We start from the raw sequence: 13,264 nt of genomic DNA, 5'->3' as shown, positions 1-13,264 counted from the left end.
CGCGTCTGATCAACGCGATAGGGTGGAGACGGCCGTGATTCCGAGCGTTTCTCTCGCAGGCGCGATGACCGCGGGGTTGCTGTCGTTCCTGTCGCCTTGCGTGCTGCCGCTGGTGCCGCCCTATCTGTGCTTCCTTGCAGGCGTCAGCCTCAAGGATCTGACGGATCAGAAGACGGCTGCGCATGGGCCGAACTGGCGGGTGGTGACGCTCGCGCTGGCATTCGTGCTCGGCTTCGCCACGGTGTTCGTCGCGCTTGGCGCATCCGCGTCATTGATCGGCCAGACGGTCACCGCGCATTTCGCCACGTTGAGCATCATCGCCGGCGTCGTCATCATCGTGCTCGGGCTGCACTTCCTCGGCGTGTTCAGGATCGGACTGTTGTTTCGCGAGGCGCGCTTTCAAGCCTCGACCAATCCAGCGGGTCTGCTGGGAGCGTATGTGGTTGGGCTCGCATTCGCGTTCGGCTGGACGCCATGTGTCGGCCCGGTACTGGCGACGATCCTGATGGTGGCCGGCATCGACGGATCGGCCACGCGCGGCGCGTTGTTGCTTTTCGCCTATGCGCTCGGCATCGGCATTCCGTTCCTGCTGGCGGCGCTGTTCATCGGTCCGTTCCTGCGGCTGATGGCGCGGCTGCGCGCGCATATGGCGGCTGTCGAGAAGGTGATCGGCGCCGGCCTTGTGCTGACCGGCCTTCTGCTCTTGACTGGCACGATGCCTGTGATTGCGGGCTGGCTGCTGGAGACGTTCCCCGTTCTTGGATCGATCGGCTGATCGGAGGCAGGCATATGACCCGTGGCAAACATGGCCGGCATGGATTGACGCGACGGCAGGCGATCGCTGCGGTGGGCGCAAGCATGGCCGGCCTCGCCGTCGTGCCCGCGCGCGCTGCGAAGCCGACACTCGGTGATGACGGGCTCTATCAGATGGACTGGTATCTGGAGAGCTTCCTCGATGTTGCCGACGACCTCACCCAGGCGACCGAGAAGGGCAAGCGCTTTGCGATCCTGTGGGGTTTGAAGGGGTGTCCCGCCTGCAAGCGGATGCACGAGGTCCACATGCTCGATCCGACAATCGAGCGTTACATCCGCGACAATTTCGAGATCCTGCATCTCAACCACATCGGCGCGCGCATCGTCACCGATTTCGACGGCCGCAAGCTCGGCGAAAAGGCGTTCGGCGAAAGCTACGGCGTCCGCTTCACGCCGACGATCCAGTTCTTTCCGGAGACGACGGCAGGGCTCGCCGCGAAGAAAGGCCAGGCCCGCGAGGTGGCGCGGATGCCGGGCTTGCTGGAGCCGCCGGAATTCCTGGCGATGTTCCGCTACGTGCGCGAGAAGGGCTATGAGTCTGCGCCGTTTCCCGACTGGCTGAAGAAGCAGGCGTAGCAGTTAGCGCTGTTGTCCAAAACAAAAGTCCCCGCCGAGGCGGGGACTTTGTCGTTTGAGGATGGTCCTACTGAGAATGGCCCTATTTGTTCACCGGCGATTGCGGGTCGAACAGGAACGCCACCAGATCGATGATCTGCTTTTCGGTGAGCACTTTGTTGGCACCGAAACGCGGCATGTTTGAACAGGCCACCACGGCTTGCGAGTCGTAGATCTTGGTGAAGGCCTGCTTGACCTCGTCCGGGTCGTATTTGCGGTCCTTGCCATAGTTGGTGAGGCTCGGGCCGAGCGTGCCGAAGCTCAATTCTGCGGCTTCCATCTGGTGGCAGGCGTAGCAGTTGCCGCCGCTGACGGTCTTCTCGTCGTCGGAGAACTGTCCGCCGCGGCCGTTGTTGGCGATCTTCGCACCTTCCTTCCAGTCGCCGATCAGCTTGCCGTCGGCGGGAAACACCACCTTCGCCAGCTCGCGCTTGACGATCTTGTCGGCCTCGGCCGATGGCGGTTCGTTGCGATACTGGTTGCAGACCTTCAGCGTCTCATCCGGCTCGATGCGCGCCTGCCATTCCGGCGGCGCCTTGCCGAAGGTGGCCTTGACGTATTTCTCCACCAGCGCCGGATCGGGTTTGACCGCAGGCTGCGCGGTTTGCGCGACGGCGGACGAGGCGAGGGTGAGGGCAGCAGCGCCCGCGAGCAGCAGCGCGGCGATGGTCGATGTCTGTTTCATGGTCTGTCCCCTCAGCGCTTGATCGACGGCACGTTGATCTCGCCGCCCATGGCCTGCTTGTTCAGAAAGACGGTCAGCGCGGTGATGGCGTCGGAGCCGTATTCGGGAACGGGCCAGCGCTGTTGCCGGAAGCAGTCCCAGAGCCGGTGCTGCATGGTGCGTAGCGCGCCCTGCGATACGCGGTAGGTCGGCCACGAGCCCATCGTCTCCTGCGGCTGCTTGCCGGGCTTGGAGAAGTTCGGCAGTCCCTGCAGGCGGATGCGCTTGCCTTCGTCGGCATGGCAGGTGGCGCAGGAGAAATCCATCACGCCGCCGCGCCGGTAGAACAGCGCTTCGCCCACGGCCGCCATCTCCAGCTCCTTCGGATGTTTGAGCGGCAGGTCGATCTTCATGCCGCTGGACTTGTTGGCGATGAAGGCGACGAGGTCTTCCATGTCGGATGCGCGGCCGGGACCGGAGAACCGCCGCGCGACCACGTCCTTGGTGTCGAAGCCCTGGACGTTCTGCATGCACCATAACAGGCGCTGCTCCAGGTCCATCACCCGGTCGGCATCGACGAAGTAGCGGGGCAGTTGCGCATAGGCGCCTTCGAGCTTGCCCGCGCCGAGGCCGAGGTCGCAGGTCTCCAGCGAGACGTTCTTGGTGCCGCGCTTCTCGCTCCACAGCGCTTCACCGCGATCCACCGCAAGGAAACCGGGATTCGACATCGGATCGGAGATCATCGCGCGATAGCGCTCGATCTCCTTCTCGGCGGCGTCCTGGGCTCTGACAATGCCGATCGTCAGTGCCACGGAGGCGCAGATTGCGGCGGCACCCAACGCCCAGCCCAGCGCGGTTCGTTTCATCTCGGTTCCTCCCTGCGCGCGATCCGTCTTAAGCGGCTCCCGCGTTCTTCCTCAGCCGATTGGATAGCTTTACATTCAAAAAAAACAATATAATGATATTTGAGGATCATGATAGGACTGACTTGGCAACGTCAAGCGCTACTATCGAAGAACGATGAAGAACTTCCTGTGGAGGACGTCATGGGATTGAAGGCGGTTGAAGCGACCCGCCGCGAAGCGCTCGCACTGGCCGGGCTCGCGGGCTTTGTTGCGGTTCTTGCGCCGCGGATGGCGATGGCCGACGAGCAGGCGGTCACGGCCGAGATTAAGAAGCTCTACGGCGACAAGGCGATGGGCAGCGGCAAGATCAAGCTCGACGTGCCGGAGATCGCCGAGAACGGCCTCGTGGTGCCGATCAATGTCGAAGTCGAAAGCCCGATGACCGACGCGGACTATGTGAAGGCGGTGCATGTTTATGCCGACGGCAATCCGCTGCCCGGCGTCGTCAGCTACAAGTTCACGCCGGCCTGCGGCAAGGCCTCCGCTTCGACCCGCATGCGCCTCGCGCAGACCCAGAACATCGTCTGCATCGCCGAGATGTCGAACGGCAGCCTGCATATGGCGAAGGCCAACGTGAAGGTCACCATCGGCGGCTGCGGCGGCTGACAACACATTTCAGGCGAGGATCGTCCCATGTCCACCAAGCCCACCCCGCGCATTCGTCTCCCCGCCCAGGCCAAGCCGGGCGAACTGATCGAGATCAAGACGCTGATTTCGCATGAGATGGAATCCGGCCAGCGCCGTGATTCCGCCGGCAAGATCGTGCCGCGCAAGATCATCAACAAGTTCACCGCCGAGTTCAACGGCAAGCTGGTGTTCGAAGCGGATTGGAATCCGGCGATTTCAGCCAACCCGTATCAGTCGTTCTTCTACAAGGCGGCGGAGTCGGGCGAGTTCACCTTCACCTGGAAGGATGACGACGGTTCGGAATACGTCTCCAAGAACAAGCTGACGGTCGCCTGAGGCGCCGCATGTCACGGGCTCTCGCCGCAAGGGTGAGAGCTCTTTTGTCCGCAAGCAATTCCCTTCGGCCTGATCACGCAAGGGATCGAGGGTAGCCGATGATTTCGCGACGCGAGTTTCTGCAGGCAACGGCAGCGGCATCGGCGATGCTGGCCGGCAGCGGCGCGGGTCCGCTCGGGCGTCTCGCCGCGCAGCAGCGCCTGAGGCAGGCTGACATCCTGCGTTTCGATCCGCTCGGCACCGTGACGATTCTCTATATCGCCGACACCCACGCGCAGCTGATGCCGCTGCATTTCCGTGAGCCGTCGGTCAACCTCGGTGTCGGCGAGGCGAAGGGACAGCCGCCGCACCTCACCGATGCGGAGTTCCGGAAATACTTCAACATCGCTGCGGGCTCCGCGGACGCGTTCGCGCTGACCGCGGATGATTTCGTTGCGCTCGCGCGCAACTACGGCCGCATGGGCGGCATGGACCGTATCGCCACGCTGGTCGGTGCGGTGCGCGCCGAGCGCGGCGCGGACAAGGTGCTGCTGCTCGACGGCGGCGATGCCTGGCAGGGAAGCTGGACCTCGCTGCAGACCAAGGCGCAGGACATGGTGGACGTGCTGTCCGCGTTGAAGGTCGATGCCATGGTCGGGCATTGGGAGTTCACCTATGGCGCCGACCGGGTGAAGGAGATCGCCGATAAAGCCCCGTTCGCCTTCCTCGCGCAGAACGTACGCGACAACGAATGGCAGGAGCCGGTGTTCGAAGGCCGCAAGCTGTTCGAGCGTGGCGGCGTCAAGGTCGCGGTGATCGGTCAGGCCTTGCCGCGCACGGCGGTCGCCAATCCGCGCTGGATGTTCCCGAAGTGGGAGTTCGGCATCCGCGAGGACGACCTGCAGAAGCAGGTGGATGAATCGCGCGCCGCGGGCGCCGAGATCGTCGTGCTGCTGTCGCACAACGGTTTCGATGTGGACCACAAGCTCGCGGGCAGGGTGAAGGGCCTCGACGTCATTCTCACCGCGCACACCCATGATGCGATGCCGGGGCTGATCAAGGTCGGCGATACGGTGCTGGTCGCGACCGGTTCGCACGGCAAGTTCGTCTCGCGTTTGGATATCGCGGTGAAGGACAAGAAAGTCGCAGACGTTCGTTTCAAGCTGATGCCGGTGTTCGCCGATGCGATCTCGCCGGATCCGGCGATGGCGAAGCTGGTCGAGCAGTTGCGTGCGCCGTTCGCGCAGCAGCTCGCCGCCACCATCGGCAAGACCGATTCGCTGCTTTATCGCCGCGGCAACTTCAACGGCACCTTCGACGATCTGATCTGCAACGCCATGCTGAGCGAACGCGACGTCGAAATCGCGCTGTCGCCGGGCTTCCGCTGGGGCGGCACGCTGCTGCCGGGCGATCCGATCACCTTCGAGCAGATCAGCAACGCCACCGCGATCACCTATCCGAACTGCTACCGCAATCAGATGACCGGCGCCCAGCTCAAGGAAGTGCTGGAAGATGTCGCCGACAACATCTTCCATCCCGATCCCTACTTCCAGGGCGGCGGCGACATGGTGCGCGTCGGCGGCATGGGCTACGCGATCGATGTGTCGAAGCCGGTCGGCTCGCGCATCTCGGACATGACCCATCTGAAGTCCGGCAAGCCGATCGAGGCGTCGAAGACCTACGCCGTCGCTGGCTGGGCCAGCATCAACGAAAACACGCAGGGGCCGGCGATCTGGGACGTGGTCGCCGCCCATGTGCGCAAGCAGGGCACGGTGACGATCGCGCCGAACGCTGCGGTCAAAGTCAGCGGAGCCTGATGGAGAGGTCATTCATGCGCACATGTCCGGCAAACATATTCACATATTGGGATAAATAAGAAGAAAGGATGTGGCATGAGTGACGAGGCCGCTGCTCACCCCATCAACCGTCGCGGATTTCTGCGCGCTGCTGGGCTCGCCGGGGCCGCGCTGCCGGGCCTCGCCACCATGGCGGCGGCCGAGGCGCAAAAGCCCGATCCGCTGATCACCGAGGTTCAGGACTGGCAGCGCTATCTCGGCGACGGCGTCGACAAGCGCCCTTACGGGGTGCCGTCGAAATTCGAGAAGCATGTGGTGCGGCGCGACGTGCCCTGGCTGACAGCCTCGCCGGAGTCCTCGGTCAATTTCACACCGCTGCATGAACTCGAAGGCATCATCACCCCGTCGGGCCTCTGCTTCGAGCGCCATCACAGTGGCGTCGCCGAGATCAACCCTGCCGATCACCGGCTGATGATCAACGGTCTGGTCGAGCAGCCGCTGGTCTTCACCATGAACGACATCAAGCGCATGCCGCGCGTCAACCGCATTTGCTTCCTTGAGTGCGCGGCGAATTCCGGCATGGAGTGGCGCGGTGCGCAGCTCAACGGCTGCCAGTTCACCCACGGCATGGTCCACAACGTCATGTACACTGGCGTTGCGCTGAAGACGCTGCTGGACGAGGCCGGGCTGAAGCCGAAGGCGAGGTGGCTGATGCTGGAGGGCGCGGATGCCGCGGGCATGAACCGCTCGCTGCCGATCGAGAAGGCGCTGAACGATGTGATCCTGGCCTTCGCCATGAACGGCGAGGCGCTGCGCCCGGAGCAAGGCTATCCGCTGCGCGCGGTCATTCCCGGCTGGGAGGGCAATCTCTGGGTGAAGTGGCTGCGGCGGATCGAGGCTGGCGATCAGCCGTGGCAGACCCGCGAGGAGACCTCGAAATACACCGACCTGCTCGCCGACGGCCGCTCGCGCCGCTACACCTTCATCATGGATGCGAAGTCGGTGGTGACCAATCCGTCGCCGCAGGCGCCGTTGAAGGTCAAGGGCCGCAACGTGCTGAGCGGTCTCGCCTGGTCCGGCCGCGGCACCATCAAGCGCGTCGATGTGTCGATCGACGGCGGCCAGAACTGGCAGACCGCGCGTATCGACGGGCCGGTGCTCGACAAGTCGCTGACCCGCTTCTACGTCGATTTCGACTGGAACGGGCAGGAGATGATGATCCAGTCGCGGGCGATGGATTCCTCCGGCTACGTGCAGCCGACCAAGGAGGAGCTGCGCAAGGTGCGCGGCGTCAACTCGATCTATCACAACAACGGCATCCAGACCTGGCTGGTGCGCTCCAACGGGGAGACCGAGAATGTCGAGATTGGCTAAGCTCCAGGTCGCCGCCGGGCTCGCGGCCGTTGCGATCATCGCTGGTCTGAGCCTGGCGCCGGCGCAGCAAAATGCCGCACATGATGCGGCCAAGCTGTCATCGACGAAGACATCGCCTAAGCTTGGCCTCGGCCGGCCCGCGCTGCCGGAGGAGATCAACGCCTGGGACATCGACGTGCGTGCCGATGGTCAGGGGCTGCCGGTCGGCAAAGGCACGGTGAAGCAGGGGGACGAGATTTTTCAGGCGCAGTGCGCGGCCTGTCACGGCGAGTTCGGCCAGGGCAACGGCCGCTGGCCGGCGCTCGCGGGCGGCATCGGCACGCTGAAGGCGGACCGGCCGGACAAGACGGTCGGCTCGTTCTGGCCGGATGCCTCGACGGTGTTCGACTATATTCGCCGCGCGATGCCGTATGGCAATGCGCAGTCGCTGTCGGCGGACGAGGTTTACGCGCTGACCGCCTATCTTCTCAGTATGAACGATGTCATCAAAGACGAGAATTTCGAGCTGAACGAGAAGAATTTCACCTCACTCAAATTGCCGAATGCGGATGCATTTTACGATGACGATCGCGAGACGGCGGAAAAGAAATTCTGGGTCAAGGAGCCGTGCATGAAGAACTGCCGCAGCGCGCCGAAGGTGATCGGCCGGGCGATCTCCATCGACGTCACGCCGGACAGCAAGTCCGGCCCGAAGGTGGATTGAGGGTGACAATGACGCGGTGGCTTGCCGGTGCGGTGACGATGGGGATCGCGTTCGCGGCCTTCGCTCATGGCAATGCTTTCGCGGGCGATGTGGAACTTGGAAAATATCTCTCGGAGGAGTGTGTTACATGCCACCAGGCCTCGGGCAGCGCGAGCGGCGGCGTGCCGCCGATCGCTGGCTTGCCGGAGGATCAGTTTGTCGCGCTGATGAATGCCTACAAGCAGAAGCAGCGCGACAATCCGGTGATGCAGACCGTTGCTGGCCATCTCAGCGCCGATGATATCGCGGCGCTGGCGAGCTACTTCGGCGGGCTGCCGCGCGCGCAATGATTATCGGGTGGTGGCCGGCCGGATGAGGCCGGTCCGGTGTACTTTTGAAAATTCCAGGGGGAGGGTGGCATGGGTCTCAATCGTCGGCAGCTTTTGCGCGGAGGCGCGGCATTTGGCGGCGCGATGATGTTCGGCGTTCCGGCGGTGCTCGGCCAGGCGAAGCCGAGGGTCGTGGTGATCGGCGGCGGCGCGGGCGGTGCGACGGCAGCGAAGTACATCGCCAAGGACAGCGCGGGCGCGATCGCCGTCACCCTGATCGAGCCGAATGAAAAGTATCAGACCTGCTTCCACTCCAATCTCTATCTCGGCGGCTACCGCGACTACGCGTCGATCGTCCACGATTATGCAGCGCTGGCGAAGAACCATGGCATCGACGTCAAGCGCGACCGCGCCACCGCCATCGACCGCGACAAGAAGGAGGTCGTACTCGCAGGCGGCGCGCGGCTACCTTACGACCGTCTCGTCGTCTCGCCCGGCATTGACCTGAAATACGATTCGGTGCCCGGCTGGTCGCAGGCAGCCGAGGAGAAAATGCCGCATGCCTGGAAGCCCGGCGCGCAGACGCTGCTGCTGCGCAAGCGGCTGGAGGAGGTGCCGAACGGCGGCGTCATCGTCATGGTCGCCCCGCCCAATCCCTATCGCTGCCCGCCGGGACCCTACGAGCGCGTGTCGATGATGGCGCATGTGCTGAAGGCTGCGGGCAAGGACCGCTGCAAGATCTTCGTGATCGATCCGAAGGAGAGCTTCTCCAAGCAGGCTCTGTTCCAGGAGGGCTGGGAGAAACACTACGGCACGATGGTCGAGTGGCTCGGCCCGAAGGTGCATGACGGGCTGAAGTCGGTCGATCCGGCGACCAACACGGTGACGACCGGTTTCGAGACCTACAAGAACGCGGCACTGGTCAACGTCATCCCGGCGCAGATGGCGGGCGCGATCGCCCGCGACGCCGGTCTCGCCAATGCCAGTGGCTACTGCCCGATCGATCCGGCCACCATGAAGGCGGCCTCCGATCCGAGCATTCATGTGCTGGGCGATGCCTGCATCGCCGGCGACATGCCGAAGTCGGCGTTCTCGGCGAACAGTCAGGCGAAGGTCGCGGCGATGATCATCCGTGGCGAACTCGTCGCCTCGCGCACTTTCCCGGCGCGCTACAGCAACACCTGCTGGAGTCTGATCGAGACCGACGACTGCGTGAAGGTCGGCGGCGCCTACGAGCCGAAGGACGGCAAGATCGCCGCGTCGTCGACCTTCGTGTCGCAGACCGGCGAGACGGCGGAGGTCCGCAAGCAGGCGCAGGCCGAGAACATGAGCTGGTACGCGGCGATTTCGGCGGACATGTTCAGCTAGGCATCGGCGCGAAGAGGGGCGGTTTTCGGGCAGGTCGAGAGGCAGATACAACAGGACACAGCGCGCCGGCCACTTCTATAAGGACCAAGCGCTCTCGGATGATCGGCCTCGTGCACGGCCTGTCTTCTGACAAGATCGTGCACGAAACTTGAGCGTGGGATCATGGTCCGGTTCGGCGAATTGGGGCATGATCGATCGACACTTCCTGGAGACTGACGTGATGCTTGTTCGTTCTGCCCTTACCCTGCTCAGCGTGTTGGCCATCACCGGAGCCGCCCAGGCTCAGGATGTCGCCGCTGGCGAAAAGTCGTTCAACAAGTGTCGCGCCTGTCATCAAGTGGGTGAGACCGCGCGGAATGGCGTCGGTCCGGTATTGAACGGATTGTTCGGCCGCAAGGCGGGAACGATCGAAGGCTTCACCTACACGGATGCGAACAAGAACTCCGGGATCACCTGGGACGAGGCGACGTTCGCCGACTACATCAAGGATCCACGCTCGAAGATCCCCGGCACCAAGATGGTGTTCGCCGGCATCAAGAACGAGCAGGAGATCAAGGATCTCACCGCCTTCCTGAAGCAGTTCAAGGCCGACGGCAAGAAGTAACGCGGTCGGGCTGTCGGCGGCGCGATCACCTTTGATTTCCTGTTGCCTTGCCCGCGTTCGCGCCCGTGCGGACGCGGGCTTGCTTTTGCGTGGGCTTTCGGGGGTAGGGCTTGCATCGGCGCGCGGCAGTCAACATGGTGTCCGCGCCCGCCGGTGCAGCTTGCGAGCCGGACGGGCCGACACAACAAAATCACACAAGAACAAGCCAAAGGAATATCAATGACTGCTTCAGTACAGGCCGGCGTATCGGGCGTCGCGATCGTTTCGGGCGGCGCGCGCGGCATGGGCGCGGCCGAGGCCCGTTTGCTGGTCAAGAGCGGCGCCACCGTGATTGTCGGCGATATCCTGGAGAATGAAGGCCGTGCATTGCAGGCGGAGCTCGGCGAGGCCTGCGTCTTCACGCGCCTCGACGTGACGGTGGAAGCCGACTGGAAGCGCGCGGTCGAGCTTGCCGTCTCGCGCGGCAAGCTGACCGGACTGATCAACAATGCCGGCGTGTTTCAGTCACGCACGCTGCTGGAGACGGACCTCGCCACGTTCGAGAACGTCGTCCGCATCAACCAGATCGGCACCTTCCTCGGCATGCAGGCCGTGGTGCCGGCGATGGCGGCCAATGGCGGCGGCTCGATCGTCAACGTGTCCTCGACCGCGGGTCTGCGCGGCCTGCCGGGGGCGATGGCCTACACCGCAAGCAAGTGGGCGGTGCGCGGCATGAGCAAGGCTGCGGCGCGCGAGCTTGGCCGCCATAACATCCGCGTCAACTCGATCCATCCGGGGCCGATCGAAACCGATATGCTGAGCACGCGCACCCCGGAGGAGGCCGAGAAGCGCCTGCGCCAGGTGCCGCTGCGCCGCATGGGCCAGCCGGACGAGGTGGCCAATCTCGCCGTGTTCCTGCTGTCGAGCCAGAGCGCCTACATGACCGGTGCGGAGCTTGCGATCGACGGCGGCGCGTCAATTTAAGGCTTCGTTTCCGCCCGGCGCCCGCGCTACGATATAGAAAATAGTGTGGGGGGAGCGCGTGCCAGTCAGAACCGATGTCGCGGGCCATGTCGGTCCGTTCGCTGGACTTGATGTGCCATGGCTGTTGCGGCTGCGGGCCGCGACGCGGCGTGATCATCGGTTTCTGATCTGGGCGCCGTTCGACGCGCCCTCGCGGCCGTGGACCTATGGCGAATTCCACGACCGCGTCGGTGCGCTGGCTGCGGGCCTTGCGCGACGCGGCGTCAAGCCGAGTGAGTGCGTTCTGATCCATCTCGACAATTGCATCGAGATGCTGCTCGCTTGGTTCGCCTGCGTCGAGCTCGGTGCCATCGCCGTCACCACCAACACCCGCTCGGCGCCGGCGGAGATGGAGTACTTCGCCGGCCATTGCAGCGCGGTCGCCGCCATCACCCAGCCAGCTTACGCGGAAACCATCGCCACCCATTGCCGCGGTCTACGTTGGCTCGCGGTGATCGCGCATGATGCAGGCTCCGCGCCTGCGCAAGGGTATCAGCCGCCGAAGAGCGAGGCGTTCGAAGCGCTGTTCGCCGACAGCGCCGACCGGCCGCGCCGTCCCGCCGATCCGTATGCCTCGTGCAGCGTGCAATACACCTCCGGCACCACCTCGCGGCCGAAGGCGGTGCTGTGGACTCACGCCAATGCACTGTGGGGCGCGAAGATCAATGCGGTGCATCAGGATCTGCGTCCCGACGACGTTCACCACATCCAGCTGCCGTTGTTTCATACCAATGCGCTGGCGTATTCGATGCTGGCGACGCTGTGGGCCGGCGCGACCGCCGTGGTGCAGCCGCGCTTCTCCGCCAGCCGCTTCTGGAGCGCGGCCCTGGAGCATCGCTGCACCTGGGCCTCGATCGTGCAGTTCTGCGTCAAGGCGCTGATGGAGCGCGAGATCCCGAAGACCCATCATTTCCGTCTCTGGGGCAACGCGATCTGCGAGCCGCCGACCGATGCGCTGTTCGGCGTCAAGACCATCGGCTGGTGGGGCATGACCGAGACCATCACCCACGGCATCATCGGCGAGGTGCATCAGCCGAACACGCCGCTCGCCATCGGTCGCGCCGCGCCTGAATACCGAATCCGCGTCGTCGATGATGACGGCAGGCCGACGCCGGTCGGCGAGACCGGCAACCTGCGCATCCTCGGCACGCCCGGCCTGTCGTTGTTCAAGGCGTATCTGCATAACGAGGCGGCGACGGCGGAGAGCTACGACGAGCACGGCTATTTCATCACCGGCGATCGCGTCCGACTGCTGGAAGGCGGCTTCTTCCGCTTCGGCGATCGCGCCAAGGATATGCTGAAGGTCGGCGGCGAGAACGTCGCCGCGTCCGAGATCGAGCAGGTGGTGATCACGGTGGCGGGGGTGCGGGAGGCTGCGGTGGTGGCGAAGAAGCACCCGATGCTAGACGAGGTGCCGGTGGTGTTCGTCATCCCGCAGGTGGGTGTCGCCAAAGCGCCGCCGACGTTGCCGGATGACATTCTCGCAGCCTGCCGGTCCGGGCTCGCCGACTTCAAGGTGCCGCGCGAGGTGCGGCTGGTGGACGAACTGCCGCGTTCGACGCTGGAAAAGGTGGCAAAGGCCGAGCTGCGCAGAATGCTCGGATAGCTACACCGGCAGCGCGATCGAATACTTCACTTGGGCAAGCGCGAAGCTCGACTCGATCGAGGCGATGCCGTCGAGCCGCGTCAGCTTGCTCTTGAGGAATTTTTCGTAAGCGGCGAGATCGGCGGCGACGACGCGCAGCAGGTAGTCGCGATTGCCGGTCATCAGGTAACACTCCAGCACTTCGTCCCAGCCGGAAATCGCCTTCTCGAACCGCTTCAGGTCTTCCTCCTTCTGTCGCGCCAGCTTGATCGAAATGAAGACGCTGACATGCAGGCCGAGCGCCTTCTGATCGACCATCGCCGCATAGCGGTTGATGATGCCGCGCTGCTCCATCAATCGCACGCGGCGATGGCATGGCGAAAGCGACAGGCCAACCCGCTCCGCCAGCTCCTGCATGGTGGTGCGGCCGTCCTTCTGGAGAATCGCGAGGATTTTCCGGTCGATGGGATCGAGGTCGGCGGCCATTAACGATTTTTCCTAAGAATATTGCTCTCTCTCGGATTATCTTTCAACATCATCCGAATTTGAAGAAGAATTTGAGAAATCGTCGGGCGCGCGGGCGCG

General features: G+C 63.9%; 15 protein-coding genes. 12 read left to right on the top strand and 3 right to left on the bottom strand.

All coding sequences use genetic code 11. The features are described from left to right. Window positions 1-64 precede the first annotated feature (64 nt). Together X566_RS02060 and X566_RS02055 are read left to right on the top strand one after the other, a co-directional pair. Window positions 65-775: a cytochrome c biogenesis CcdA family protein gene (locus X566_RS02060; RefSeq protein ID WP_409337822.1), complete on the top strand. Its 711-nt coding sequence runs from the start codon at window positions 65-67 to the stop codon at window positions 773-775. A gap of 14 nt (window positions 776-789) precedes the next feature. Continuing rightward, window positions 790-1,389, top strand: a complete 600-nt coding sequence (locus X566_RS02055; protein ID WP_034463071.1) for a thioredoxin family protein — start codon at window positions 790-792, stop codon at window positions 1,387-1,389. An 82-nt stretch (window positions 1,390-1,471) separates the two neighbouring features. On the opposite strand, the gene soxX is transcribed toward X566_RS02055, so the two are convergent. Continuing rightward, a complete protein-coding gene (soxX, locus tag X566_RS02050; RefSeq protein ID WP_034463070.1) occupies window positions 1,472-2,113 on the bottom strand; it encodes a sulfur oxidation c-type cytochrome SoxX in 642 nt (213 codons plus the stop codon). Between the two features lie 11 nt (window positions 2,114-2,124). After that, window positions 2,125-2,958, bottom strand: coding sequence for a sulfur oxidation c-type cytochrome SoxA (gene soxA, locus X566_RS02045; protein WP_034463069.1), 834 nt, complete (start codon window positions 2,956-2,958; stop codon window positions 2,125-2,127). Between the two features lie 180 nt (window positions 2,959-3,138). Here soxA and soxY point away from each other — a divergent pair, with 180 nt between their 5' ends. From soxY to X566_RS01995, 10 genes are all read left to right on the top strand, one after another. Beyond that, window positions 3,139-3,603 (top strand): thiosulfate oxidation carrier protein SoxY, encoded by a 465-nt coding sequence (gene soxY, locus X566_RS02040; protein WP_034463068.1) that lies wholly within the window; start codon window positions 3,139-3,141, stop codon window positions 3,601-3,603. Window positions 3,604-3,630: 27 nt separating this feature from the next. Beyond that, entirely contained in the window at window positions 3,631-3,960 is a 330-nt protein-coding gene (gene soxZ, locus X566_RS02035; RefSeq protein WP_034463067.1) for a thiosulfate oxidation carrier complex protein SoxZ, read from the top strand. A gap of 98 nt (window positions 3,961-4,058) precedes the next feature. Further along, window positions 4,059-5,756: a thiosulfohydrolase SoxB gene (gene soxB / locus X566_RS02030; RefSeq protein WP_034463065.1), complete on the top strand. Its 1,698-nt coding sequence runs from the start codon at window positions 4,059-4,061 to the stop codon at window positions 5,754-5,756. 75 nt (window positions 5,757-5,831) lie between these two features. Then, the gene (gene soxC / locus X566_RS02025) at window positions 5,832-7,109 is read left to right on the top strand and encodes a sulfite dehydrogenase (RefSeq protein ID WP_034463063.1); all 1,278 of its coding nucleotides are present in this window, start codon (window positions 5,832-5,834) and stop codon (window positions 7,107-7,109) included. Next, the gene (locus X566_RS02020) at window positions 7,093-7,812 is read left to right on the top strand and encodes a c-type cytochrome (protein WP_051443807.1); all 720 of its coding nucleotides are present in this window, start codon (window positions 7,093-7,095) and stop codon (window positions 7,810-7,812) included. Before soxC ends, X566_RS02020 begins: the two co-directional genes overlap by 17 nt. 8 nt (window positions 7,813-7,820) lie before the next feature. After that, window positions 7,821-8,141: a c-type cytochrome gene (locus tag X566_RS02015; RefSeq protein ID WP_034463059.1), complete on the top strand. Its 321-nt coding sequence runs from the start codon at window positions 7,821-7,823 to the stop codon at window positions 8,139-8,141. 69 nt (window positions 8,142-8,210) lie between these two features. Further along, complete coding sequence (locus tag X566_RS02010; RefSeq protein WP_034463057.1) at window positions 8,211-9,488, top strand: NAD(P)/FAD-dependent oxidoreductase; 1,278 nt, start codon at window positions 8,211-8,213, stop codon at window positions 9,486-9,488. 220 nt (window positions 9,489-9,708) lie between these two features. Further along, window positions 9,709-10,092, top strand: a complete 384-nt coding sequence (locus X566_RS02005; protein WP_034467597.1) for a cytochrome c family protein — start codon at window positions 9,709-9,711, stop codon at window positions 10,090-10,092. A 219-nt stretch (window positions 10,093-10,311) separates the two neighbouring features. Next, window positions 10,312-11,055, top strand: a complete 744-nt coding sequence (locus X566_RS02000) for an SDR family NAD(P)-dependent oxidoreductase (protein ID WP_034463055.1) — start codon at window positions 10,312-10,314, stop codon at window positions 11,053-11,055. Between the two features lie 58 nt (window positions 11,056-11,113). Continuing rightward, window positions 11,114-12,700 carry an AMP-binding protein gene (locus tag X566_RS01995; RefSeq protein WP_034463053.1) on the top strand — a complete coding sequence of 529 codons (1,587 nt, stop codon included), beginning with the start codon at window positions 11,114-11,116 and terminating at the stop codon, window positions 12,698-12,700. On the opposite strand, the gene X566_RS01990 is transcribed toward X566_RS01995, so the two are convergent. Continuing rightward, window positions 12,701-13,165 (bottom strand): Lrp/AsnC family transcriptional regulator, encoded by a 465-nt coding sequence (locus tag X566_RS01990; protein ID WP_034463051.1) that lies wholly within the window; start codon window positions 13,163-13,165, stop codon window positions 12,701-12,703. Window positions 13,166-13,264: the final 99 nt, after the last annotated feature.

It is taken from the genome of Afipia sp. P52-10, from assembly GCF_000516555.1.
Classification (GTDB): Bacteria; Pseudomonadota; Alphaproteobacteria; order Rhizobiales; family Xanthobacteraceae; genus P52-10.
This window is presented reverse-complemented; position numbering and strand designations above follow the sequence as displayed.